Raw genomic sequence first — 24,334 nt, forward strand, 5'->3', positions numbered from 1 at the left:
TTGCCGGGCAGCCCGCCCCCGCTCTGGCGTCGATATTGCATATCCAGCCGGGCCAGGGGCGGATGCGTATGATGTCAATGATGTACCAAGCCTATCAGAACCATATGGACCTCACGGCGCCATGGCGGACCGGGGCTGCAGCGGCGCTGAAATACCTCAATCTGGTGCCGCAGGGCGCCGCCGACCGGGTGTACGGCCGGCTCGCGGCGGCGCTTGAGCTGATTTCGCGCTCCACCCTGACCTACGCCCGTCCCGACTACGCCATCGGCAGCGTGTCCGCCGGCAACCGGGAATACCAGGTGACTGAGGAGGTCGCCTACGCGACGCCGTTCGGCTCGCTGCTGCATTTCAGGAAGGTGGACGGCCCGGAGCAGCCGCGGCTCTTGCTGGTGGCGCCGATGTCCGGCCATTTTGCCACGCTGCTGCGCGGCACCGTGAAGACGCTGCTGCAGGACCACGACGTCTACATCACCGATTGGCACAATCCGCGCGACATCCCGCGCAAGGAGGGCCGCTTCGGGCTCGAGGACTACACCGATCATCTGATCGACTTCCTCGGCCAGCTCGGGCCGCGCGCGCATATGGTGGCGATCTGCCAGCCCTCGGTGTCGGCGCTGGCGGCTGCCGCGGTCATGTCCGAAGATAATCATCCGGCGCGGCCGGCATCGCTGACCCTGATGGCCGGACCGATCGACACAAGGATCCTGCCGACCAAGGTGAACGAATTCGCCAAGAGCAAGCCGATCAAATGGTTCGAGGACAATCTGATCAACTACGTGCCGATGCAGTGCAAGGGCGCGCTGCGTCAGGTCTATCCCGGCTTCGTGCAGCTGACGGCGTTCGTCTCGATGAACCTGGAACGTCACATCAAGCAGCACATCGACCTCGCTGACCATCTCGCCAAAGGCGAGACCGCCAAGGCCGAAGTGATCAAGACCTTCTACGACGAGTACTTCGCCGTGATGGATCTGCCGGCGGAATTCTACATCGAGACGGTGCGCGATGTGTTTCAGGAGCATCTGTTGCCGCAGGGCATGCTGATGCATCGCGGCCGCCCGGTGAACCCGGCGGCGATCCGGCGCATGGGTCTGATGACGGTGGAGGGCGAGAAGGACGACATCTGCTCGATCGGCCAGACGCTCGCCGCCCAGGACCTCTGCACCGGCGTCCGCACCTATCGCAAGGTGCACCACATGCAGGCCGGCGTTGGCCACTACGGCGTGTTCTCCGGCAAGCGCTGGAACAACGAGATCTACCCGCTGCTGCGCGATTTCGTGCATGTGAATTCGTGAGGGTGCTCCTCCCTCGTCATTGCGAGGAGCGAAGCGACGAAGCAATCCATCGGTCCGCATATGTGGAGCAATGGAGTGCTTCGCTTCGCTCGCAATGACGGCGACGCAACCCTAGTCACGCATTCCCTCGCGCAGTAATCTCCCCGCCTACGACGACCTGTTTCCCAAGAATCGTCCAGGGAGGAACTCCATGCGCGCCGCCACCGCCTTCCGCGTCCTCACGCTCGCCGTCATCGGCGCCCTCGCCCTCACGTCAGCCGCATCCGCCGCCGAAGTCCATGTCATGATCTCGGGCGGCCTGACGGCGGCCTACAAGGCGCTGGTGCCGGAATTCGAGCGCAAGACCGGGCACAAGGTGGTGACCGCCTTCGGGCCGTCGATGGGCACCACGACCAACGCCATTCCGGTGCGGCTGGCGCGCGGTGAGCCGGCCGACGTGCTGATCATGGTCGGCTATGCGCTGGGTGACCTGATCAAGCAGGGCAAGGTAGTGGCCGACAGCCGCGTCGACCTCGTGAAGTCGCCGATCGGCATCGCGGTGAAATCAGGCGCGCCACAGCCGGACATCGGCTCGGCCGAAAGCGTCAGGCAGGCGCTGCTGGCGGCGAAATCGGTCGCCTATTCCGACAGCGCCAGCGGCGTCTATGTCTCGACCGAGATGTTCGGCAAACTCGGCATCGCCGATCAGATGAAGGACAAGGCGCGGATGATCCCGGCAACCCCGGTCGGCGAGATCGTGGCCAGGGGCGAGGCCGAGATCGGCTTGCAGCAGATCTCGGAGCTGAAGCCTGTTGCCGGCATCGACATCGTCGGTCCCCTGCCGGAGCCGTTGCAGAAGATCACGGTGTTCTCCGCCGGCATCGCGACCGTCTCAAAGGAGCCCGATGCCGGCAAGGCGCTGATCAGCTTCCTCGCCTCGCCGGATGCGCGCGACGCGCTGGTCAAGAGCGGGCTCGATCCGATTGCCGCCGGCGCGACGCATTAGCGAGACATCGCCGGGTCTATCCCCGTCATCCCCGCTCTCTCCCCGTCATCCTGAGGCGCGAGCGGAGCGAGCCTCGAAGGATGAATCGGCCACCAGCGGGGGCCGTCCATCCTTCGAGACGCGCTGCGCGCTCCTCAGGATGACGGGGATAGGTTGGCGGATTTGGCGCCGCTACCGCCAATGATGCGCGCCGTAGGCGAGCAGCACCACCACGACGAGCGCCAGCAGCAGCGTGGTCGACTTCCAGAACAGCACCGGGTTGCGCTCGATCAGCGGGGTCGATGACGTCGTCAGATATCTTGCGTTGGGATTGCGCAGGTCGAACAGGAACTCCGAGAAGGTGTCGTAGCGTTTCAGCGGATTGGCGTGCACCGCGCGCTCCAGCGTGCCGTCGACCCAGGCCGGGATGTCGGGGCCGCCATGCGCAGCCGGACGGTAGACCAGCCGGTTGAAGTCGGATCGGGTGCGGGCGCGCGCGATCTGCGCGCCGTAGGGCAAGCGGCCCGTCAGCATCTGATAGGTCACGACGCCGAGCGAGAACAGGTCGGAGCGCGCGGTGCCGCCCTCGCCCAGGAAATACTCCGGCGCGGTGTATTGCTGGGTGCCCAGAATGTCCTCGACATCAGCCGGCGCCGCATCGGCAACGCCCGAGATCCGCGTCGAACCGAAATCGATGATCTTCACCGTTCCGGTCCTGTCGATCATGATGTTGTCGGGCCTGACGTCCTGGTGCAGCATCTCCTTGCGGTGGAACGCGCGCAGCCCTTTTGCAATCTGCTCGGTGATGTCGCGCACTGTTTCCAGCGCGGGAGCAGGATTGTCGATCATCCACTGCGTCAGGGTCTGGCCGTCGATATACTCCATCGCGACATAGAGGAAGTTGCGCTTGCGCTGCGGCAGAAACGGCTTCAGCACATGCGGGCTGTCGATCCGCCGGGCGACCCATTCCTCCATCATGAAGCGCTTCAGATAGGCGCCATCGTCGCGCAGGTCGATCGAGGGGATCTTGATCGTGACGGTGGTGCCGCTCTCCTCGTCGACCGCGAGATAGATGTGGCTGCGGTGCGATCCATGCAGCTCGCGGACGATGCGGTAGCCGTCGAACAGCATCCTTGCATCGAGCAGCGGCGGCAGCGGCAGCTCGGTGGGCTGGCCGAACACCTCGCTGGCGTCGCCGTCGGGCAATTCGTCGATCCGGATGATCTGCGCGGTGAGATTGTCCGGGCTGCCGTTCTCATAGGCCAGCTCGACGATCGATTTCGCGGCGGCATCGAGATCGGCAGCGCCGTCGAGGATCATCCGCGCCAGCTGCCGCGCGGGGACGTGCTCGTAGATGCCGTCGGTCACCAGCAGGAAGGTGTCGCCCCGCTCCAGCCGCAGATTCTGGTAGTCGATCTCCAGCTGCGGGTTCACGCCGAGCGCGCGGCCGAGATAGCTCTGCTGCGACGACAGCACGACGCGGTGGTCGTTGGTCAGTTGCTCGAGGCTGTTGCCCGCGACGCGGTAGATCCGGCTGTCGCCGACATGGAACAGATGCGCCGTGGTCGAGCGGATGACCAGCGCGCTCAGCGTGCAGACGTAACCCTTGTCCTTGTCGTAGGGGTTCTGGCTGCGCCTGGTCTGCGCGTGCAGCCAGGAATTGGTGGCCTCCAGCACCCGCTGTGCCGAGGTCTTCACCGACCAGGATTCCGAGGTGCAGTAATAATCAGTCAGGAAGCTTTTGACCGCCGACTCGGCGGCGACGCGGCTGACGCTGCTCGAGGAGATACCGTCGGCAAGCACCACGGCGATGCCCTTCAGGCCGAGCAGCGGCTCATCGGGGATCAGCACGCCGTGGAAATCCTGATTGGTGTCCTTGCGGCCCTGATCAGAGAATTGCCCGACCGATATTGTCAGCGCGCGCGGCATCGACCGTCCCAATGCGAATGGGGCCCTCCGTGACAGGAGAGCCCCATGAGCCGGCCAGGATCAAGCCGCGAGGCGCTGGCGCTTCGGCGCCGTCTTCACATGCGTCGTGTAGAGCGTGAGCCCGGTGAAGGCGAGACCGCCGGCGAGATTGCCCAGCACGGTCGGGATTTCGTTCCAGATCAGGTAGTCCATGATCGAGAACTTGGCATGGAGCATCAGTCCCGACGGGAACAGGAACATGTTCACGACCGAATGCTCGAACACCATGTAGAAGAACACCAGGATCGGCATCCACATCGCGATCACCTTGCCGGGCACCGTCGTCGAGATCATGGCGCCGACGACGCCGGTCGAGACCATCCAGTTGCAGAGCATGCCGCGGATGAACAGGGTGGCCATGCCCGCCGCGCCATGCGCCGCGTAGCCCAGTGTTCGCGCCTCGCCGACGTTTCCGATGGTCATGCCGACCTTGTCGGGCTCCTGCGTGAAGCCGAAGGTCGTCACGAACGCCATCATGAACGCCACCGTGAGCGCGCCGGCAAAATTGCCGACGAAGACGAGGCCCCAGTTGCGCAGCACGCCGCCGAGCGTGACGCCGGGGCGCTTGTCGAGCAGCGCGAGCGGTGACAGGACGAACACGCCCGTCAGCAGGTCGAAGCCCAGCAGATAGAGCATCACGAAGCCGACCGGAAACAGCAATGCGCCGATGAGCGGCTGGCCCGTGTTGACGTTGATCGTCACGGCAAACCAGGCCGCCAGCGCGAGGATCGCACCGGCCATGTAGGCGCGGATCACGGTGTCGCGCGTCGACATGAAGATCTTGGATTCGCCGGCGTCCACCATCTTGGCGACGAATTCGGACGGTGCGAGATAGGCCATTCGTAAATTCCCCTTGCGCAATTCGGCCGCGCCGGTTGCCTGCCGGAAGCGACGCGGGTTGGTTGCAATGCTCGTCCGTCGGGGAGTTGGGGGTGTAACGATTGCTCGCGGCGCCCGGGCGGGGCGCCTTGATCCCTCACCTCGGCCTGCATTGGCTTCGGCAATCCGGAGGACGGCAGTCGTCATTGACTAATGCAACCAAAAGCAATGGACATGCCAACCGGAAACGCTCGCGGGCGGCATTAAATCCTTGTTGATACAATGAGTTAGAGAGGCGACGCTGGAACCGCGTAGCGCGATGGCGCGGAATTGTGCAGCATGCCCAGATGTCACCCACGCCGGATGCGCCGGTCTACTTCACTTCGGTACGGACCGGGGAGCCCTTCAGCCCGTTATTGTCATAGGCCTTGCGCAGCGTGCCGTTGGCGATCGCATCGGTCATGAACCTGGTGGCGAACGCCGCAGCCAACGGATGGTTGAGCGGCACCGCAACCGCAGTGACGGTCTGCTTGAAGGTCTCGTCCAGCACGCGGCTACCCGGAATCTTTTTTGGCCATCGCATTGAGCTGATCGCGCGACAACGCGAACGCGTCGATCTCGCCGCTCTTCAGCAGATTGAAGATCTCGTCATAGGTCTGATAGCCCGTGACCTTGGCGTGCTTGAGGTGTGCGATCGCGCCGCGCATCGTGGTGGTGGCGTTGACGGCAGCGACCTTGACGCCGTCCTGGTCGAGCGCGGCGAAATTCGCGATCGCGGAGCCCGGCTTGACGATGTAGGTGGCGTCGGCAACTTCGTAGATCGGCCCGAACGTCATCTTGGTCTCGCGCTCGGGATCCTTGGGCAGGAAGGTGATATCCCAGCTGTTGCTCGACGCCGCGTCGGTGATCTGGCCGGAATTCTGGTGCACGACATAGTCGACGGGAACACCGAGCTGCGCCGCCATCTCCCTGCCGAGATCGACGGGAACGCCGGCATAGCCGTTCTCGGTCCGGGTCGACCAGAACGCACCGCCCGCCGGACTGATCGCGATCGCGATCCGGAGCTTTCCGGTCGGCGCGATCTGATCCTTCAAGGCGTCGGCATTGGCGGATATGGCCATGACAATCACTCCCAGAACGAGGCCAGCCAGACGCAGCAGTCGCGACAACATCGGACGCCCTCCACACCGGGTCTAGCGCCCGGCGGCGCGCAACAAACCGCAGGAGGCCGCTTTGCGCAAGCGGCGGTCGCGCAAGGGAGCTATCCGTATCGGCCTATTTGACCCGGATGGTGATTTTTTCGGAGACGACCGGCGGGTTGAATGGATAGTGCTTGGCGTCGCCCAGCACCAGCTGCAAGGTGTGCTTGCCGGGCGCCAGATCGAGCTGCGTCTCGGTCTGGCCCGCACCGAAGTGCTGGTGAGACTTGTCCGACGGGATCGGCTCATTCGGATTCAACGGGTCATCCACATCGATCAGAAGATGGTGATGGCCACTGTTCGGATATTCGTCGCCGGCATGGGTGACGCCCATGTTGCGCAGCCCAAAGCGGCACCAGAACGGGCTTCTGACCTTAGCTCCGTCGTGCGGCCAGATGAAATACAGCTTGGTGTCTTTCCCCGCCGGTTTATTTTGCGCGGTGGCCGGACTGGCGAGCAATGTCAGTGCCGCAGCGAGCATGATCAGGCCTGCACTTTTCATAACCCCTCCAAACCTGGCGATTACAGACGATCTCTCAGGGAGACAGCGCGACCCGGAAACCGTGGGTTGGGTAGCGAACATTGGTGTCGTAATTGTCGCGATTGGCCGGACGGACATAGCGCGCATCATTCTTCCAGGAGCCCGAACGAATGACGTGGGAGGCGCAGTCGCCGCCGGGCCACACCGCACCGTCGGCCGGGGCGCCCTGGTAGTTCCTGTGCCAGCAATCCTCGACCCACTGATCGACACTGCCGCCCATGTCGTAAAGACCGAACGGATTCGGCTTGAGGCTGCCGACCTTGACCGGCTGTTCGGCGGCACCGTCGCCGCCGCAATCCTTGCAACCGGCGTTGCCCGATTGAATCTGGTCGCCCCACCAGTATCTCGATTGCGTTCCGCCGCGCGCCGCATATTCCCATTCGGCTTCGCTCGGCAGCCGGTAGGCCTTCCCGGTGCGCTCGGCGAGCCACGTCACATACTGTTTCGCGTCGCTCCAGCTCACATTGGTGACCGGCACGTCGTCCTTGCCGCCGGCCGTGAAGTTACAGGCCTTGGCCGCCGCGCAAGCATTCCATTCCCGCACGGTGACCGGATATTTGCCCATCGCGAACGACTTGACCGTCACCCTGCGGATCGGGCGTTCCGAGGGATCGTCATTGCTCCCCATCGAGAAGCTGCCGCCCTGGAGCGCAATCATTTCGGGCTCCGGCACCGACACCACGGCTGGACTTGTCGAGGGTGCGGCTTGCGGTGTCGCTTGCTGTGCCGGCGCGGCACCTGGGATCGGACTTGAAGCCTGGCCTGGAGTCTGAGCGGGAGCGGCGGTTGTTGCCGGCTGCTGAGCTGCAGGCGATGCCGTCGGCGCGGAAGGCGCCCGCGCCACGTCGGTCAACCTGCCGCGCGGTTGCGCGAGCATGTACCAGAGCGCACCCGCGGCGATGATTGCGATGGCCAATCCGAGCAGCGTGAGCAGGATGGACTCACGACGCCTGCGCGTTCTTTGGTATGCGGCGGCGTCCGGCAGCACGCGATAAACCCGGACCGGATCGGTGATGTTCTTGACCTTGCGGTCCCCGAGCGATTCGTATCCGCAGACCATCTTGTGCTTGATCTGCTCGTAGATGCCGCCCGAGATGAAGACATCGCCCGGCGCCGCGATCCCTTCCAGACGCGAGGCCACGTTGACGCCGTCGCCATAGATATCGTCGGGCTCGATGATGACGTCGCCGAGGTTGACGCCGATCCGGTACTCGATCCAGTGATCTCTCGCGATCGCCGCATTGCGGCCGATCATGTTCTGCTGAATCACGATGCTGCAACGGACGGCCTCGACCGGGCTGTCGAACATCGCGATAAAACCGTCGCCGGTGGTCTTGACCAGCTTGCCGTGGTGCTCGGCAATGGTGGGCTCGACCAGATCGCGCTCGAGCCGCTTGACGCGGTTGTGGGTGCCCTCTTCATCGAGCTGCATCAGCCGGCTGTAGCCGGCGATATCGCCCGCAACGATCGCGGCAAGGCGTCGCGGCATCGCGTCGCCGGGCGGTGGCTTGCCCGGCTTGCCGGATCTGAAGTCGCGAATTTCGCCCATGGCCTCGGCTGCTCCACAAACCACAAATGGCAGTGATCGGCGCAACCGGCGCCTTGGCCCCGAAGGCCTGTGTGGAGCGTATCACACCGCCGGCTCCGGACAAAGTTTACGGATACAATTGTGCGGTGCGCGAAAAAAGCGCCATCCGCTTGGGGCGGACGGGCGCTGTGGGCTTGTTTCAGCTTGAAATGGGTGCGGCAAACCGCCAGGACGTCAACCCGCCTGCGCGGCGGGCGTCCGGATCTCGCGCGGCAGGATGATCGCGGCCGCAATCGCCAGCAGGCACAGCGCCGCGAAGGCACGCAGCATCATCGAGAAGCCGCCCTGGTCGTACAGCCAGGCCACCAGGCCGACGGAAGCGCCTGCGGCGGTGAAGCCGACGAAATAGCGCACCGCATAGGCGCGCGAGCGCCATTCCTCGGTCGTGTACTTGCCGACCATGGCATCGTTCACCGTGACCTGGCCGAACGCGCCCATCACGATGCCGATCGAGACCACGATCAGCGGAAAGTTGGACAGGCTCGCCGCCAGATAGAGGAACGGCGCCAGCATGAACGACAGCGGCAGCGCCACCGTCTTCAGCGAATGCCGGTCGAGCAGCTTGCCGATCGTGTACTGCGTCATCGCGCCGAACACATAGACCCCGGCCGCTATCACGCCGAGCAGCGCCGGGCTCCTGGTCAGATCGGCGAGCCGTTCGGCGAACAGCTTCGGCAGCGCCACCGTCACCGCGTTGAAGGTGGTCGAGATCGCGATCACCACGATCAGCAGCGACAGCACCACCCGCCACATGTCTTCCTTGGCGACCCGCACCTGGGCTGCGGCCTGCCTGGAGCCCTTGCGGTCCTCATGCACCACCGTCATCGCAAAGGCGATGCCGGCCAGCACGGTGACCGTACCGGGCACGATGAAGGCCCAGCGCCAGCCGAGATACTGGCCGATCACGCCGGTGACCAGCGCCGAGGAAGCGACGCCGAGATTGCCCCAGACGCCGTTGATGCCCATCTGGGCGCCGAGCTTCTCGGCATAGGACACGATCATCGCGGTGCCGACCGGATGGTAGATCGAGGCGAAGATGCCGATCGCCAGCAGTGCTGCGCCGAGTTGCAGCGGCGTCTGCACGAAGCCGACCGAGATCATCGACAGGCCGATGCCGACGAAGAAGATCACCATCATGTGGCGGCGGCTCCAGCGATCGCCGAGCCAGCCCGTGATCAGCGAGCCCGCGCCGAAAGCGATGAAGCCCGGCGTCGCATAGGGCAGCAGTTCCGAATAGGCCATGCCGAGCGCCGGGCCCATGATGATGACGGCGGCCGCGAAAATCAGCATCGCATAGTGGTCGATGAAATGGCCGGCGTTGACGAAGCTGATCACTCGGCTTGGACTGTTGGTTGGGCTGCTCATGGGCAGGTCTTTCACTGGCAAGTCTCTCACGCGATTCTTCAATTGCTTGAAAATAGGTTATAGGTCCTTGTCCTGACGGGATGTCGCCAATGACTATCGCTGAGCCGCCAATAAGAGCCCTCCACAAGGACCGGCGCGTCACCGGCGACGGGGTGCACATGGTCGCGCGCAGCTACCAAAAGGGCGTCCGCCTCGACCCGCACATGCACCGCGAGGCGCAACTGGTCTATGCCGCGAGCGGCACTATGCAGGTGACGACGCCGAAGGGCCGCTGGCTGGTGCCGCCGGACCGCGCGGTGTGGGTCCCTGCTCTGCTTCCCCACGCGATCGACGTGCTCGCCGATATCGAGATGCGCACGCTGTATTTCGACCGGGCCTGGCTCGCGCGCGAAGCGCGCAGCGACAGCCTCGACCATGAATTCGTGGTGCGGGTGTCGCCGCTGGTGCACCAGGCGATCCTTGCGCTGTTCGACGCCTCATGCGGACGCCAGCGCACCGACCTCCTCATCAGGCTCGTGATGCTGGAACTGCACCAGGCCGAGGATTCCGCGACCTTCATCCCGCTGCCGCAGGAGCCGCGCTGCCGCCGCGCCGCCGACATCGTGCTGGCCGATCCGACCAAGGACCACGAGATCGATGCGCTGGCGCGCACGGTCGGCACGTCGGCGCGGACGCTGTCGCGACTGTTCTCGGCGGAGACGCAGCTGTCCTTCAAGAGCTGGTGCCAGCGCGCCCGCATCGCGGCCGCGATCGAACGCCTGTCGACCAACGCGAATGTTTCGGTCAAGCAGGTCGCCTCCGACCTCGGCTATGCCAGCGTGCCGGCATTTTCCCATGCGTTCCGCCAGGTCACCGGCAAGACACCGACCGCGTTCGCGGAACGGACGTGAGCGGGGTTTGTCATCGGGCGCAGTGATGAAGAATTATACCGTTGTCGCGCTGCGACATATTTCCGTACGATCCATGCGCTTGATTGCATTCCTGCCGACCTTAAATCCCGTGTAAGGTCCGGCTTCACTGGATACGACCCGCTGGATACGACCCCGCACATGGCCAACGCCTTCTTCTCTGACCTGCTCTCGACGATTTCCGAACGCGGCCGCGTCCTGCTCGGCCGCGCCAGCCCGGCCAACGACAGGCAGGATGCCTCCGAGCTTCTGGAATTGTGCGAGGCGCTGCTGTCCGGCCGCGGCGAGGCCTCCGGCACCGCAATGGCGCGCGAAGTGCTCGACCGCTACCACCACCTCGATGCCGCTGGCCGCCTGTCGTTCTTCCAGACGCTGGCGCGCGATTTCGGCCCCGATCATGCCAGGCTGGCGCAGGCGATCGAGAGCTGGCGCGCCAAGGCGGATGACAAGGCCAATGGCGGCGACGCCAGCGACCTGCATTTCGCCTCCGAGCCGCGCCGCCAGGAATTGATTCGCCGGCTCAACCGCGCGCCGGGCGGCACCAGCGAGCTGGTGTCGATCCGATCGGATCTGCTTTCATTGATGAAGGGCAACAAGGACCTCGCCGCGCTCGATCGCGACGTGGTGCATCTGCTCTCGTCCTGGTTCAACAGGGGATTTCTCGTGCTGCGCAGGATAGACTGGTCGTCGCCGGCCAATATTCTGGAGAAGATCATCCGCTATGAGGCCGTGCACGAGATTCGCGACTGGGACGATCTGCGCCGCCGCATCGATCCGGTGGATCGCCGCTGCTACGCCTTCTTCCACCCGGCGCTGGCCGACGAGCCGCTGATCTTCGTCGAGGTCGCGCTGACCGAAGCCATTCCGGGCGCGATCGCGCCGCTGCTCGCGGAAGAGCGCGAGCCGGTGCCGGTCGAGCGGGCCCGCACCGCGGTGTTCTATTCGATCTCCAACACCCAGCGCGGGCTCGGCGGCATCTCGTTCGGCAGCTTCCTGATCAAGCAGGTGGTCGAGGAGCTGCGCCGCGAATTGCCGAAGCTCGACAATTTCGTGACGCTGTCGCCGGTTCCGGGCTTCATGCAGTGGGTGAAACAGGCCGATGACGTGCCGCTGTCAGATGAGGACCGTCAGCTCCTGGAAAGCCTCGGCAAGCCCGGCTGGTTCGAGAACGCCGAACTCGCCACGCAGCTGCGGACCGTGCTGGAGCCGCTCGCCGCCTACTACTTCCTGAAGGCACGCACGCCGAAGGGACGACTGATCGATTCGGTCGCGCGCTTCCATCTCGGCAATGGCGCACGGCTGGAGCGGATCAACTGGCTCGGTGACCTCTCGCCCAAGGGCCTGCGCGAATCCGCCGGCGTCATGGTCAACTACCTCTACCGCCTCGACGACATCGAGAAGAACCACGAGGCCTACGCCAACAATGGCGACGTGATCGCCTCGAGCGCGGTGAAGAAGCTCTTGAAGGGCGAAGGCCGGCGGCTGCTCGACATGCGGCTGGGGTAACAGGCCGCCCCTCTCTCCGCGTCATTGCGAGGAGCGTGAGCGACGAAGCAATCCATCCTTCCGCTTGTGCTGAAAGATGGATTGCTTCGCTTCGCTCGCAATGACAGCACCGCGGTCGACACCTCCGCCCCTAAAACCTCGCCCGCGCCGTCAGCCGCACCGTGCGGCCCTGTCCCGGCGAGATGTTGTTGTTGCCGTCGGCGGACGCCCAATAGCCCTTGTCGAAAATGTTCTCGACATTGAGCTGGGCGCTCCAGGTCTCGTCGATCTTGGCATAGACCGCCGCATCGAAACGGACGAAGCCGGGCAGCCGCACCGTGTCGTCGGACGAGGCAAAGGAATCGCCGAAATAGATCACGCCGAGCGCAGCCGCCCACATCGGCGTGAGCTGATATTTGTTCCACCAGGCAAACTGATTGTACGGCACGAGCTGGACGCGGTTGCCGGGCACGACGGTCGCCGAAGTGGCGCCGGTGATCTTCGCATCAGTATAGGCATAGGCCAGCGACGACTGCCATTGCTCGGTGACATGGCCGGTCAGGCTCGCCTCGACGCCGCGGGTCAATGTGCTGCCGGAGGGGAAGAAGAAGCCGGGATTGTTGCCGTCGGGGATCGGCTGGTTGGTGCGGTTCAGATTGTAGACCGCGGTCGAGAACAGCAGCTTCGGATTGATGTTCCACTTCATGCCGAGCTCGACATTCTCGAAGCGTTGCGGCTGCAGGATCAGCGTGCCGTCGGTCAGCGAGCTGAACTGATCGCCCGAGGCCGGCAGATAGGAGATGCTGTAGGCGGTATAGACCGACATCGAATCGATCGGCTTGATGATCAAGGCAGCCTGCGGCGACACCAGATTGTCGACCCGGCCGCGATTGGTGTTGGTGTTCATGTCGGTCGCCGACATGTCGAAGCGATCGAACCGCGCGCCCGCGATGATCTGCACCGCACGGGAAATCTCGATGGTGTCCCTGACATAGCCGGACTGGATGTTCAGCGCATAGCGGCTGTTCGAGTCCGGCGTGGTGACGCCGTCGGTATTGGTGCCGGTGAAATGGTGGATGAACGTCACCGCTCCGAAATAGGTCGGCGCGAACGGGTTCTGCACGATGGTGTTGATGCCGTTCGGGAACACGCCGGTGTTGCGGATGTCGACGCCGTTCTGCCGGCCAAATTCGGTGCCGAAGCCCACGGTGTGGAACAGCGGACCGGTCCAGGTCTTGTAGGTGAAATCGGTCTGGTTGAAGACATTGTCGCGGTTGGTCGTGTGCTGATAGGCGCCGAGATTGACCACGGTGTCCGCCGGATTGACCGCGCCCGCGAGCGCACCGCCGGTCGGGTAGACGTTCTGGTAGAACTTCTGGTAGTCGGCGGCGATGGTGCCGTTGCGCACCGTCAGCCCGTTCTCGAAATCGTGCTCGATGATAGCCATGCCGGTCTGCACCGTCGCCTGCGCGGTGTTCAGGCTCGGGCTGCCGAAGAAGGTCGAGAAATCGCCGTTCGGCGCGAACGGCGTGGTCGGGTTGAAGCGGGTCGCGCCGCCCAGCAGCCCCTGCGAGGGATTGCCGCGGTCGGCAGTGCGCTCGTCGTGGAAATACTCGTAGCTCAGCTTGATCCTGGTGTTGTCGTCGGGCTTCAGCGTCACGGTCGGATTGATGCCGTAGCGCTCGAGATGATTGAAATCGCGGAAGGCGTCGGCGCCCTCGTAGAACACGTTGAGCCTTGCTGCGACGTTCTCGTTGATCGCCTGTCCGCCATCGAGGGTGACGCGGCGATCGCCCCACGAGCCGGTCTGCGCCGTCGCCTCGTAGACGCGATTGCCGTCGGCCTCCTTGAGCGTGCGGTTGAGCAGGCCGCCGCCGGCGCCGCGGCCGAAGGTCAGCGCGCTCGGCCCCTTCAGCACCTCGATGCTCTGAGCGTTGTACATGTCGCGGAAATACTGCACGTCGTCGCGGAAGCCGTTGACGAAGAAGTTGGCGCTGGAATCGACGCCGCGGATCACGAGCTCATCGCGATTGCCCTCGCCCTGATGCACGGCGACGCCCGGAACGTAGCGGGTGACATCGGTGACTCCCTGGTAGTTCTGGTCGCGGATCTGCTCCCGCGTGACGACGTTGAGCGATTGCGGGATGTTGACGATGGCGGTGTTGGTCCTGGTTGCAACCGATGTGCTGTTGACGAAATAGCCTGACGTGCCGGTGCGGGCATCCTGCGATTCCGCGAACGGTTTTGCCGCGGCCGCAGGTTCGATCCGCCGCGCCGTCTGGGTGCGGCGGCCTCGCGCGGCGGCCGTGCTCCGCGATGTCGATGGCGCGCTGCGGCGGCGTTGCGCGGCCGGCGGGGTGATGGTCACTGGCGGCAGCGTCGAGGCGCCGGCTTGCGAGAGCGTCGGCTCCGCCTGTGCGGCAGACGCCGCGGGCGGAACGCTCAGTGCGAGATAACTCACCGTGAGCAGCGATAACTCCGCAAGCAAAACAGCGCGACGGTTGGTTTGTGATCCTGATGTCATGACGTCGTCCCCAAGCAACTGTCGCCTTGCGCGAAGGCGATGCGCCGTCCTCTAGAGACGTGAGGTGCTGCGCGTCCAGACGACGGACCTCGGAAAATTTTTGCGTGACGACGGAATAAAATCGCGACGAAAGCGCGCAGGCGCTGCTCGGAGCGAGCGCAGCGTTGGAAAAGTCAAGGATGCAAATGGCTTCTGTCGGCTTCCGGATTTGCGCCGGGAAACGAAGAGCGGCGCTCACGCGCCGCGCTTCTTGTAGGGATTCCAGATTGTACCGGTTCTAAAGCAGCCTTTCGATGCGCGCCGGCGTCACGCGGTGGCAGACCGCGGACGCAGCCCCGCCGGCAGATGCGCCTCGAGCCAGGCGGCGATCGCAGGCTCGTTGCGATGGTAGAGCAGGCCTGCGGCGATCACCGCAATTCCGATCAGCGACAGCGAGAACGGAAACCACAGCGAGTCCTTGAAAACGACGTCGGCGAGATGTCCGAGATAGATGCAGATGCCGAACGCGCCGAACACCGCATAGGCGCGCCGCATCAGGATCACCGCCACCGCGACGAGACCGACGTTGAGCAGGCAATAGACCGCTTTCGAGAGTTCGGTTGATCCTTCGGATGCAGTAATGCCGCCCCAGAACGCCATCAGGCCGAACAGGTGCAGCCAGAACGCAAAGTCACCGTTGCGGCTGCGATAGTCGACGATCCAGGCCACCGCGAGGACGGCCAATCCGAACCACACCGACACCCGGCGCCGTGTCTCGAAGTCGGCATAATTCGTGCCGCTGAACCACGGCGCCAGATCCATCGACATGAACCACAGTGCGAACGCGATGATCGCGACGATGAAGGCGAAGCGGAAGTAGCGCAGCGCGACGATGCCGGCGGCAACGGTCGCGATCTCCATGAAGATCCAGCTGCCCTTCACCCAAATGTAGAAATCCTGCACGGTTCCGGGCTTGCCGAACTTGCCCCACCAGCCGAGCTCGTCCTGGATGCCGTAGACCGCAAGCGGCGCCATCGAGACCGCGATCGCGATCAGCAAGCCGCCGGGAACCCGCAGATCCCTGCCGTACCAGAGGTGGTGACCGGCCACCGCGAATGCAGTGGCGTAGGCGATCGCACACACCGTCAGCGCCCGGCCGCCCATCTGCGTGAACGCCAGGGTCGAGAACAGGCCCATGGCGCCGATCACGATCAGCGCGCCGGCATACCAGAGCACATGGGCGGCATCGAACCTGGCCGCCGGGCTTGCGTCGCCCGCCGCGCCCTGCCCGTCATGGCTCGCCAGGAAGGCAAGCAGCCGGTCCAGATCAGCCGCGCTGATCACCCCGGCATCGGCGGCGTCCCGGAGATTTTTCGCTGAATATGGCATGCGACTATCCTCATGGCCGGTTCCGGCGCCCCTGCGGGGGGATCCGCGGAAGACGCCTCTCCCGCATGAGTATATCGGAACATGAGCAACGTTCAATATTTTATTGAGCGACGCTCAAATTATTCTGCGGCAGACCCAAGCCGATCGGGCGGGGCCGGACGGGCGCTGGCTACTCCGCCAACGCCTTCATCTCCTTGTAGAGGTCCGATTTGCCCTCGAAGCCGATGCCGGGAAGGTCGGGCATGACGATGTGGCCACCCTCGACGCGCACGCCGTCCGGGAACCCGCCATAGGGCTGGAACAGGTCGGGATAGCTTTCATTGCCGCCGAGGCCGAGGCCGGCCGCAATGTTGAGCGACATCTGGTGGCCGCCATGCGGGATGCAGCGGCTCGGCGACCAGCCATGGGTCTTCAGCACCTCGAGCGTGCGCTGGTACTCGCAGAGCCCGTAGGACAGCGCGCAGTCGAATTGCAGCCAGTCGCGGTCCGGCCGCATGCCGCCGTAGCGGATCAGGTTGCGCGCATCCTGGTGGCTGAACAGGTTTTCGCCGGTCGCCATCGCGCCCGGATAGAACTCCGCCAGCGCGGCCTGCAACGCATAATCGAGCGGATCGCCGGCCTCCTCGTACCAGAACAGCGGATACTCCCGCAGCATCTTGGCGTAGGCGATCGCGGTCTCCAGATCGAAGCGGCCATTGGCGTCGACCGCGAGCTGTGCGTCGCGGCCGATCTCCTTCAGCACCGCCTCGATGCGCTCACGATCCTCGGCGAGCGGCGCGCCGCCGATCTTCATCTTCACGACGTTGTAGCCGCGGTCGAGATAGCCGCGCATCTCCTTGCGCAACGCGCCGAGGTCCTTGCCCGGATAGTAGTAGCCGCCGGCGGCATAGACAAACACGCGCGGATTGGCTGATAGCCCGTGGCGCTCGGCAAGCAGCCGGAACAGCGGCTTGCCCGCGATCTTCGCCACCACGTCCCACACCGCCATGTCGATGGTGCCGACCGCGACCGAACGCTCGCCATGGCCGCCCGGCTTCTCGTTCGACATCAGCGTCGACCAGACCTTGTCCGGATCAAGATTGTCACCGGCGGCATCGAGCAACGATTTCGGATCGGCCTCGAGCAGACGCGGCGCAAAGCGCTCGCGGATCAGACCGCCCTGCCCGTAACGGCCGTTGGAATTGAAGCCGTAGCCGACCACCCGCTTGCCGTCGCGCACCACATCGGTGACCACGGCGACCAGGCTCGTGGTCATCTTGGTGAAGTCGATATAGGCGTTGCGGATCGGCGAGGAGATCGGTTTTGTCACCTCGCGGACGTCGACGATGCGGACGGACATGGTGCTGTCGCTCTCTGTGTTGAGTGCCCGCTTCTCTCCTCATCGCCATTGCGAGGAGCGAAGCGACGAAGCAATCCAGTTCTCAACAAGCGGAGGAATGGATTGCTTCGCTTCGCTCGCAATGACGGTGTAGGAAGCGCCTCAGGACTTCGCCTTGTCCCGGAAATACGGCTCGACCGGCCCGTGCACCTTGATGGTCAGCGGATTGCCGTAGCGGTCCTTGGCGTTGCCCGCGGTGACCCGCACCCAGCCTTCGCTGATGCAGTACTCCTCGACATTGGTCTTCTCGGCCCCCTTGAACCGGATGCCGACATCGCGCGAGAGAATCTCCGCGTTGTAGTACGGGCTGTTCGGATCGACCGAGAGGCGGTCGGGAAATTGGTCGTTGGTGTCGTCGCTCATAGCAGCGCCTCGATTTCCTTCTTCAATCCTTCGGGCCGGGCGGTCGGCGCATGCCGCGCCACGACCTTGCCGGCGCGATCGACCAGGAACTTGGTGAAGTTCCATTTGATCGCCGGCCCGAGCAGGCCCGACTTCTCACGTTTCAGATGCTCGTACAATGGATGCGCACCTGAGCCATTGACGTCGATCTTGGCGAACATCGGAAACGTCACGGCGTAGTTGGTCTCGCAGAACGCGGCGATCTGTTTCGCATCGCCCGGCTCCTGCGCGCCGAACTGGTTGCAGGGAAAACCCAGCACGGCAAAGCCGCGCGCCGCGAGACCAGCGTGCAGCTCCTGCAGGCCCTTGTACTGCGGCGTGAACCCGCAGGCGCTCGCCGTGTTCACGATCAGCAGCACCTGCCCCTCGAACCGCTGCAGCGGCACCTCGTCGCCGGTGAGCGATTTGGCGGTGAAATCGTAGACGGTCGCCATTTCAAACCACCGGATCGATCGGCGACGACGGCGTGCCGCCGGCTTCCACCGCCTCGCCCGCGGCAAGACAGAGGTCCTCGCGGTAGCGGCCGGCCACCAGTTGCACGCCGACTGGAATCCGCCCGACGAGGCCGGTGGAGACGACCAGCCCGGGAAGCCCCATGAAGGGGATCGCGATCTGCGGCAGCTGCGCGTGCCACACCCGCGCGAACGAGGCCTCGTCCTTGCGGTCGAGATGATCGGGGAACGGCAGCTCGCCGGAGACCGGCATCAGCAGCACCGGATATTTATCAAGGAACGCAAACCATTCGCGCGTCAAGGTTGCGCGGCGAGTCAGCGCCTGCGACAGGTCGAACGGATGCACCCTGGCGCGGACGCCGCGCAGGCAGGCCAGCGCGCCGGGATCGCCCTCGCGTTCCGCGAACGCGAGCTGGGCCTCGTAACCGTCGCCGAGCCAGAGCCGGGTCTGGATCTCGGCCGCCTCGCGCAGGGACGGCGTGTCGGCGATCTCCTCGACGATCCAGCCGGCCTCTCGCAATCGCTTGCCGGCATCGGCCACCGCGGCGACCACTTCCGGTACCGGGTTGAGGCCATCGGGATTGAGGCACATCGCAACGCGCTTCTCGCGCGGCGGTCCCTCGAGCGGCACCGGCGCGTACCAGGGATCGCGATAGTCCGGCGCCGACATCGCCGCGAGCGAGATGCGCAGATCGTTGACGGTGCGCGCCAGCGGACCCGACACCGCGCTGATCTGTGGGCCGATCGGACGCTCCGGTAAGGCCGCGTTGAAGGCGGGGATGCGGCCCATGCTCGGCCGCAGGCCGTGCACGCCGCAGGCATAGGCCGGATAGCGGACCGAGCCCGCGATATCGGTGCCATGCGCAATGTGGCCGATGCCGGCCGCGACCGCGGAGCCCGCGCCGCCCGACGAGCCGCCCGGCGTGATGCCGGGATCGCGCGGGTTCTTGGTGTCGCCGTGAATGAGATTGGTGGTGAACCAGCGATAGGAGACCGCCGGACAATTGGTGCGGCCGAGCAGCACCGCGCCGGCCTTGCGCAGATTGACGACCACCGGATTGTCGACCTTGGCGATTAAGTCGCGCTGCGCCTTCAACCCGTTGGTGGTGGCGTAGCCCTCCTGGTCGACATTGACCTTGATGGTGACAGGCACGCCGGCGAGCGGCCCGACTGCCTCGCCGCGCGCAATTGCCGCATCGATTTTCGCGGCCTGCGCCAGCACGTCGTCCGGCCGGTGATCGACCACCGCATTGATCTTCGGGTTAACCGCATCGAGCCGGGCGAGACCGGCCTCGGCCGCCTCCTTCGCTGACACCTTCTTGGATTTGATGAGGGAGGCGAGCTCGGCCGCCGACAGACGCCAAATATCCTGCATGAGACACTCCGTATGACGCAGGCGTTTTAGCCCCACACGAAGAGCAAGGCCAGCGGCCGGCCGCCTGATGTTTCAGCGGACATGCGCGAGGTAATAGGCAAGGTCGCCGATCTGCTCCTTGGTGACCGTCTGCATCACGTCCGCCATGGTGGCGTCGTAGCCGTGGCGGCTGTTGTCCTTGTATTCGGCCAGCGTCTTGGCGAGGTAGTCCTCGCGCTGGTTGGCGATGCGGGGGACGTTGTCCTTGCCCGAAAAATCGGTGTTGTGGCAGCTGTTGCAGCGGTTCTGCTGCGCCAGCGCCTGGCCACGCGCCATCCGCGCCGGATCGCCGGCATCCGCGGGCGGCGCAGGCTTCGGCAAGGTGGCGATGAAGTCCGAGAAGCTGCGCAAATCGTCGTCGGTCATCGCCTTCGCCATCTCGTTCATCGGGTCGAATACCCTGAGCTTCTCGCGGAACATGAAGAGCTGGATCAGCGCATAGGGCGCCTGCTGGCCGCCGAGCGAGGGCGTGTTCTCGGTTTCCGACGTGCCGCGCTCGCCATGGCAGGCGAAGCACGCCGCCGCGCGCTCCTGGATGGTCTCGGCATTTGCGGAGAAGCTGAGAGCGGCGAGCGCCGCGGCGATTGCGAGCTTACGCATCGGTCCATCCTTACGTGCAGTTCAAAAGAAAATCGGGGGCAGCAGACGCTGCCCCCGATCTCTGGTTTCAGCTTACTGGTTCGCGACCTTCGGCTTGCCGTAGCTGATGCGATAGACCGCGCCGTTCCAGTCGTCGGAGACGAGCAGCGAGCCATCCTTCAGCAGCATCACGTCGACCGGGCGGCCGACATACTTGTTGTCCTCGAGGAAGCCGGTCAGGAACGGCTCGATCGACTTCACGGTGCCGTCCTTGTTCAGCTTGACGACGACGACGTCACCGCCCTGCTTCTGCGACTTGTTCCAGGAGCCGTGGCGCGCGACGAAGATCGCGTTCTTGTAGGTCTTCGGGAACTGGCTTCCGGTGTAGAAGCGCATGCCGAGCGAGGCGGTGTGCGGACCCATCAGGCCGACCGGCGGCGTGTAGTCCTTGCAGTTCTTGCCCCAGCCGAGCTCCTGGTCGATGATGTTGCCCTGGTAGCAGTAAGGTGCGCCGAAATCCTCGCCCGCCTTGGTGACGCGGTTGAGCTCGTCTTCCGGCACCGTCTCCGACAACCAGTCGCGGCCGTTGTCGGTGAAGTACATCTGCTTGGTCTCGGGATTCCAGTCGAAGCCGACCGAGTTGCGCACGCCGAGCGCGTAGACCTCGGCGCCGGAGCCGTCGAGATTCATGCGGCGGATCTGACCATGATCGGCGTCATGCAGCACGTTGTTGCCGGGCTGGCCGACCGGGACATAGAGCTTGTTGTCGGGGCCGATGGCGATGAACTTCCAGCCATGCGCCTCGTCCTTCGGCAGCTTGTCGTAGATGACGGTCGGCTTCGGCGGGCTGTCCAGATTGTCCTCGATCTTGTCGATCTTGGAGACCTTCGACAGCTCGGCGATGTAGAGCGTGCCGTCCTTGAAGGCGACGCCGTTCGGACGGTAGAGGCCGGAAGCGATCACCTTGACCGAGCGTTTGCCGTCCTTGTTGACGATCGCATAGACCTTGTCGACGAGCCGGCTGCCGACGAACACGGTGCCCTTGTCGCCGAGCGCCAGTGAACGCGCATTGGCCATGCCCGCGGCGTAAACCTCGACATTGAAGCCGGCCGGCACCTTGAGCTTGGCGAGCGGCAGCTTGTCGGGCGCGGACGGCAGCGGCGGCGGCGCCACCGGCGCGAGCTTGGCGGCGGCTTCATTGTCCGGACGCCCGATCATGGGCGAGCCCGGCGGCAGCGGCTGGGCGGCCGGCGCGGCACCTGCGGCGGGCGCGGCCGCCGGCTGTTGCGCCGCGGCGGAGAGCGTGAACGCTCCCAGCATGGCCCCGGCGAGCAGCAGGCTGCGCGGTGCGAACGAGTGTTTTTTCATGATGATCTCCCCTGGGTGGAAGCCGTTGTTGATTGCGCCATTGACGTCGACCGGCGCCATTCGGCTTTCCGTTCATAGCCTTGCGAATTTGTCCGGACAATTGCAATCGGAAACATGCTGACATCGGCCAACGCATGGTTGTGGCCACGCGACCGTGTCGGTGTGCTCTGTGGCGGTGTCGCTCAGTGCTTTGTCATCGAGCGGTCCGGGCGATCGAGAATCGCCTCGGTGAATGGAAACTCCAGCACGATCTCGCCCTCGTCGTCGGTCACCTCGATCACCGCGTTGAGCAGCGCGCCGTCGGTCCCCTCGGTCTTGAGCAGTTCGCGAATCATCGCCCGCGCCATCTCCCACGCACGATCCGGATCCCGCAGGATTTCACCATCGGGGTCGGAGATCAGCTCATCGCCGATACGGGTATTGAAGAAATAGCGTGGCATCGGCAGAACTCGGCTCGGTTAGTTGCTTCCCGTCACCGGGAAGCACGGAATCGTCATCAGGACCTTCGGAGGACCGCGTGGCCCCTGTCTTCTAGTCCAAGATCACTGTTCACCGTGTGGCGAACAACAGGAAAAAGGTCTGATCCCACCGGGTTTTGACCGGAAGTGCGCGCACAAATTTGTGAGGGGACCGGATTCGCTTCCCGCAGTGCAGCAAGCGCTTCCGCAGGGCCGCTTGCGAAAAATTTAAGTGGCGAACTTTTCCAACCGCAGTAGTTTAACCTGCAGGGCGGAAAGTTCGTCCGGTTGCAACAAGGAGAGCCTAATGGCCTGGAAAGCACCGAAGATCGTCGAAGTGTCGGTCGGCATGGAAATCAACATGTATATGTGCGCCACCCGCAAGTAAGCGGGAGCGCCCTATACACGTTTAGCGTTTTAGCGCAGGTGGACATCCGGGCGTAACACGCTCCCGAGCACGGGGGCGTGTTCCAAAGCCGGCGTCCACCTCGTAACGTTTCTGGGTCCGGGTTTTTCGGATCCGAGTTAAACGTCTCCAGGGGACGGATCATGCTTCGTGTCGTCGTCCTGGGTGCCGCGGCGGGTGGCGGTGTTCCGCAGTGGAACTGCGGATGTGCCGTCTGCAGGACCGCACGAAGCGACCATCCGGAATTGCAGAGCACGCAAGCCTCGATCGCCGTCAGCGGCGATGGCGCCCACTGGTTCCTGGTCAACGCGTCCCCGGATCTCCGTCAACAGTTGATCGCCACGCCGCAGCTGCATCCGAAGCACGGCGCCTTGCGCCACAGCCCGATCGCCGGCGTCATCCTCACCAATGGCGAAATCGATGCGGTCGCCGGGCTGTTGTCGATGCGCGAGGGCTCGCCGTTTGCGATCTACGCGCATGAGCGGGTACTGGCGATCCTGCGCGCGAACAGCATCTTCAACGTGCTGAGCGAGAAGAACGTCGCGCGCCGGCCGATCGCGGTCGATCAGGCCTTCGAGCCGGCCCTGCCCGACGGATCGCCGTCCGGGCTCGAGGTGCTGCCGTTCGAGGTTCCCGGCAAGGGCGCGTGGTATCTCGAGGGCAAGGCGCACCCGGCGGGTGCCGACGGCGTCGGCGATACGCTCGGCCTGCGTATTGCGGACAAGCAGAGCGGCAAATACTTCTACTTCCTGGCCGCCTGCGCCCGGGTGACCGACGACCTGAAATCACGGCTCAAGGGCGCGCCCCTGGTGTTCTTCGACGGCACGGTGTGGCGCGACGACGAGTTGATCGCGGCGGGCCTTGGCAACAAGACCGGCCAGGGCATGGGACATATCGCGATGTCGGGCGATCAGGGCGCGATCGCGAGCCTCGCCGGGCTCGACATCGGACGAAAAGTGTTTTTGCATATCAACAACTCCAACCCGGCGCTGCTTGGGACTTCGGCCGAACGCAAGGCGGCCGAACAGGCGGGTTGGCAGATTCCCGCCGACGGAACGGAGATCGTGCTGTGAATGTCGTGCCTACCTCTGGAATGACCGCGCTCTCGATCGGCAAGGGCATCACGCTCGATAGCGCCGAGGCGATGGAGGCGACGCTGCGCACGATCGGCGCAACGCGCTATCACAGCCTGCACCCGTTCCACCGCTTGCTGCATGGCGGCAAGCTCAACAAGGGCCAGGTCCAGGCCTGGGCGCTGAACCGCTACTACTACCAGAGCACGATCCCGCTGAAGGACGCGATGGTGATGACGCGCTTTCGCGACCGCATGACGCGGGTCGAGTGGCGCCATCGCATCGAGGACCATGACGGCGATCTCGGCAGTGAGGGCGGCATCGAACGCTGGCTGAAGCTGACCGAAGGCCTCGGCCTCGACACGGCCTATGTCGAGTCGACCGAAGGCATCCTGCCGGCGACGCGCTTCGCCGTGGAAGCCTATGTGCATTTCTGCCGCGACCGCACGCCGCTGGAGGCGATCGCCTCCTCGCTCACCGAATTGTTCGCGCCGAACCTGCACGAGGAGCGCATCTCCGGGATGCTGAAGCACTACGACTTCGTCAACCCCGACATCATGAGCTATTTCAGCCGCCGCCTGACCCAGGCGCCCCGCGACGCCGGCTTCGCGCTCGACTACGTCAAGCAGCATGCCAGGACGCCGGCCGAGCGCGAGGCGGTCTGCAACGCGCTGATCTTCAAGACCAACGTGCTGTGGGTGCAGCTCGACGCGCTCTATCACGCCTATGTCGAGGGCCAGATTCCGCCCGGCGCCTTCGTGCCGAAAACAAGCTAGAGAACTG

General features: G+C 64.5%; 21 protein-coding genes and 1 pseudogene. 7 read left to right on the forward strand and 15 right to left on the reverse strand.

What is annotated here, in order from left to right; genetic code table 11:
- Positions 1-68 precede the first annotated feature (68 nt).
- Together ACVWW1_RS18085 and ACVWW1_RS18090 are read left to right on the forward strand one after the other, a co-directional pair.
- On the forward strand, positions 69-1,292 hold the full coding sequence (locus ACVWW1_RS18085; protein ID WP_176534909.1) for a polyhydroxyalkanoate depolymerase: 1,224 nt from the start codon (positions 69-71) through the stop codon (positions 1,290-1,292).
- 190 nt (positions 1,293-1,482) lie between these two features.
- Positions 1,483-2,277 carry a substrate-binding domain-containing protein gene (locus ACVWW1_RS18090; RefSeq protein ID WP_456656902.1) on the forward strand — a complete coding sequence of 265 codons (795 nt, stop codon included), beginning with the start codon at positions 1,483-1,485 and terminating at the stop codon, positions 2,275-2,277.
- Between the two features lie 171 nt (positions 2,278-2,448).
- Here ACVWW1_RS18090 and ACVWW1_RS18095 read toward each other — a convergent pair whose 3' ends face one another.
- From ACVWW1_RS18095 to ACVWW1_RS18120, 6 genes and pseudogenes are all read right to left on the reverse strand, one after another.
- On the reverse strand, positions 2,449-4,185 hold the full coding sequence (locus ACVWW1_RS18095; RefSeq protein WP_456656903.1) for a protein kinase domain-containing protein: 1,737 nt from the start codon (positions 4,183-4,185) through the stop codon (positions 2,449-2,451).
- Positions 4,186-4,245: 60 nt separating this feature from the next.
- The gene (locus ACVWW1_RS18100) at positions 4,246-5,064 is read right to left on the reverse strand and encodes a formate/nitrite transporter family protein (RefSeq protein WP_456656904.1); all 819 of its coding nucleotides are present in this window, start codon (positions 5,062-5,064) and stop codon (positions 4,246-4,248) included.
- Between the two features lie 352 nt (positions 5,065-5,416).
- Positions 5,417-6,164 (reverse strand): annotated as a pseudogene (locus ACVWW1_RS18105) (transporter substrate-binding domain-containing protein).
- A gap of 154 nt (positions 6,165-6,318) precedes the next feature.
- A complete protein-coding gene (locus ACVWW1_RS18110; protein ID WP_456656905.1) occupies positions 6,319-6,723 on the reverse strand; it encodes a DUF4399 domain-containing protein in 405 nt (134 codons plus the stop codon).
- 55 nt (positions 6,724-6,778) lie between these two features.
- Positions 6,779-8,332 carry an SUMF1/EgtB/PvdO family nonheme iron enzyme gene (locus tag ACVWW1_RS18115; protein WP_176529720.1) on the reverse strand — a complete coding sequence of 518 codons (1,554 nt, stop codon included), beginning with the start codon at positions 8,330-8,332 and terminating at the stop codon, positions 6,779-6,781.
- 213 nt (positions 8,333-8,545) lie between these two features.
- On the reverse strand, positions 8,546-9,736 hold the full coding sequence (locus ACVWW1_RS18120) for an MFS transporter (protein ID WP_456656906.1): 1,191 nt from the start codon (positions 9,734-9,736) through the stop codon (positions 8,546-8,548).
- An 89-nt stretch (positions 9,737-9,825) separates the two neighbouring features.
- On the opposite strand from ACVWW1_RS18120, the gene ACVWW1_RS18125 reads away from it, so the two are divergent.
- Positions 9,826-10,626 (forward strand): AraC family transcriptional regulator, encoded by an 801-nt coding sequence (locus ACVWW1_RS18125; protein WP_456656907.1) that lies wholly within the window; start codon positions 9,826-9,828, stop codon positions 10,624-10,626.
- A 159-nt stretch (positions 10,627-10,785) separates the two neighbouring features.
- Positions 10,786-12,150, forward strand: a complete 1,365-nt coding sequence (locus tag ACVWW1_RS18130) for a malonyl-CoA decarboxylase (protein ID WP_456656908.1) — start codon at positions 10,786-10,788, stop codon at positions 12,148-12,150.
- Positions 12,151-12,280: 130 nt separating this feature from the next.
- Here the strand turns inward: ACVWW1_RS18130 and ACVWW1_RS18135 are convergent, their stop codons facing one another.
- The 9 genes from ACVWW1_RS18135 to ACVWW1_RS18175 all read right to left on the reverse strand — a co-directional run bounded on the left by ACVWW1_RS18135 (position 12,281) and on the right by ACVWW1_RS18175 (position 22,054).
- Complete coding sequence (locus tag ACVWW1_RS18135) at positions 12,281-14,653, reverse strand: TonB-dependent receptor (protein WP_456656909.1); 2,373 nt, start codon at positions 14,651-14,653, stop codon at positions 12,281-12,283.
- 306 nt (positions 14,654-14,959) lie between these two features.
- The gene (locus tag ACVWW1_RS18140) at positions 14,960-16,021 is read right to left on the reverse strand and encodes a hypothetical protein (RefSeq protein WP_456656910.1); all 1,062 of its coding nucleotides are present in this window, start codon (positions 16,019-16,021) and stop codon (positions 14,960-14,962) included.
- A 169-nt stretch (positions 16,022-16,190) separates the two neighbouring features.
- Positions 16,191-17,360 carry a mandelate racemase/muconate lactonizing enzyme family protein gene (locus ACVWW1_RS18145; RefSeq protein ID WP_456656911.1) on the reverse strand — a complete coding sequence of 390 codons (1,170 nt, stop codon included), beginning with the start codon at positions 17,358-17,360 and terminating at the stop codon, positions 16,191-16,193.
- 141 nt (positions 17,361-17,501) lie between these two features.
- Positions 17,502-17,762 carry a DUF3297 family protein gene (locus ACVWW1_RS18150; RefSeq protein WP_092116110.1) on the reverse strand — a complete coding sequence of 87 codons (261 nt, stop codon included), beginning with the start codon at positions 17,760-17,762 and terminating at the stop codon, positions 17,502-17,504.
- Entirely contained in the window at positions 17,759-18,235 is a 477-nt protein-coding gene (locus ACVWW1_RS18155; RefSeq protein ID WP_456656912.1) for a glutathione peroxidase, read from the reverse strand. Before ACVWW1_RS18155 ends, ACVWW1_RS18150 begins: the two co-directional genes overlap by 4 nt.
- A gap of 1 nt (position 18,236) precedes the next feature.
- Positions 18,237-19,628 (reverse strand): amidase family protein, encoded by a 1,392-nt coding sequence (locus ACVWW1_RS18160; RefSeq protein WP_456656913.1) that lies wholly within the window; start codon positions 19,626-19,628, stop codon positions 18,237-18,239.
- A 72-nt stretch (positions 19,629-19,700) separates the two neighbouring features.
- Entirely contained in the window at positions 19,701-20,267 is a 567-nt protein-coding gene (locus ACVWW1_RS18165; RefSeq protein ID WP_456656914.1) for a c-type cytochrome, read from the reverse strand.
- A gap of 72 nt (positions 20,268-20,339) precedes the next feature.
- Positions 20,340-21,614: a PQQ-dependent sugar dehydrogenase gene (locus ACVWW1_RS18170; RefSeq protein WP_456656915.1), complete on the reverse strand. Its 1,275-nt coding sequence runs from the start codon at positions 21,612-21,614 to the stop codon at positions 20,340-20,342.
- Between the two features lie 182 nt (positions 21,615-21,796).
- Positions 21,797-22,054 carry a DUF6894 family protein gene (locus ACVWW1_RS18175; RefSeq protein ID WP_176529710.1) on the reverse strand — a complete coding sequence of 86 codons (258 nt, stop codon included), beginning with the start codon at positions 22,052-22,054 and terminating at the stop codon, positions 21,797-21,799.
- A 325-nt stretch (positions 22,055-22,379) separates the two neighbouring features.
- Between ACVWW1_RS18175 and pqqA the strand changes: the two genes are divergently transcribed.
- From pqqA to pqqC, 3 genes are all read left to right on the forward strand, one after another.
- Positions 22,380-22,460 carry a pyrroloquinoline quinone precursor peptide PqqA gene (pqqA, locus tag ACVWW1_RS18180; protein WP_035635412.1) on the forward strand — a complete coding sequence of 27 codons (81 nt, stop codon included), beginning with the start codon at positions 22,380-22,382 and terminating at the stop codon, positions 22,458-22,460.
- A 161-nt stretch (positions 22,461-22,621) separates the two neighbouring features.
- Entirely contained in the window at positions 22,622-23,551 is a 930-nt protein-coding gene (pqqB, locus tag ACVWW1_RS18185; RefSeq protein ID WP_456656916.1) for a pyrroloquinoline quinone biosynthesis protein PqqB, read from the forward strand.
- A gap of 20 nt (positions 23,552-23,571) precedes the next feature.
- Complete coding sequence (gene pqqC / locus ACVWW1_RS18190) at positions 23,572-24,327, forward strand: pyrroloquinoline-quinone synthase PqqC (RefSeq protein ID WP_176534908.1); 756 nt, start codon at positions 23,572-23,574, stop codon at positions 24,325-24,327.
- The last annotated feature ends 7 nt before the right edge of the window (positions 24,328-24,334 follow it).

The organism is Bradyrhizobium sp. JR3.5 (genome assembly GCF_054057015.1).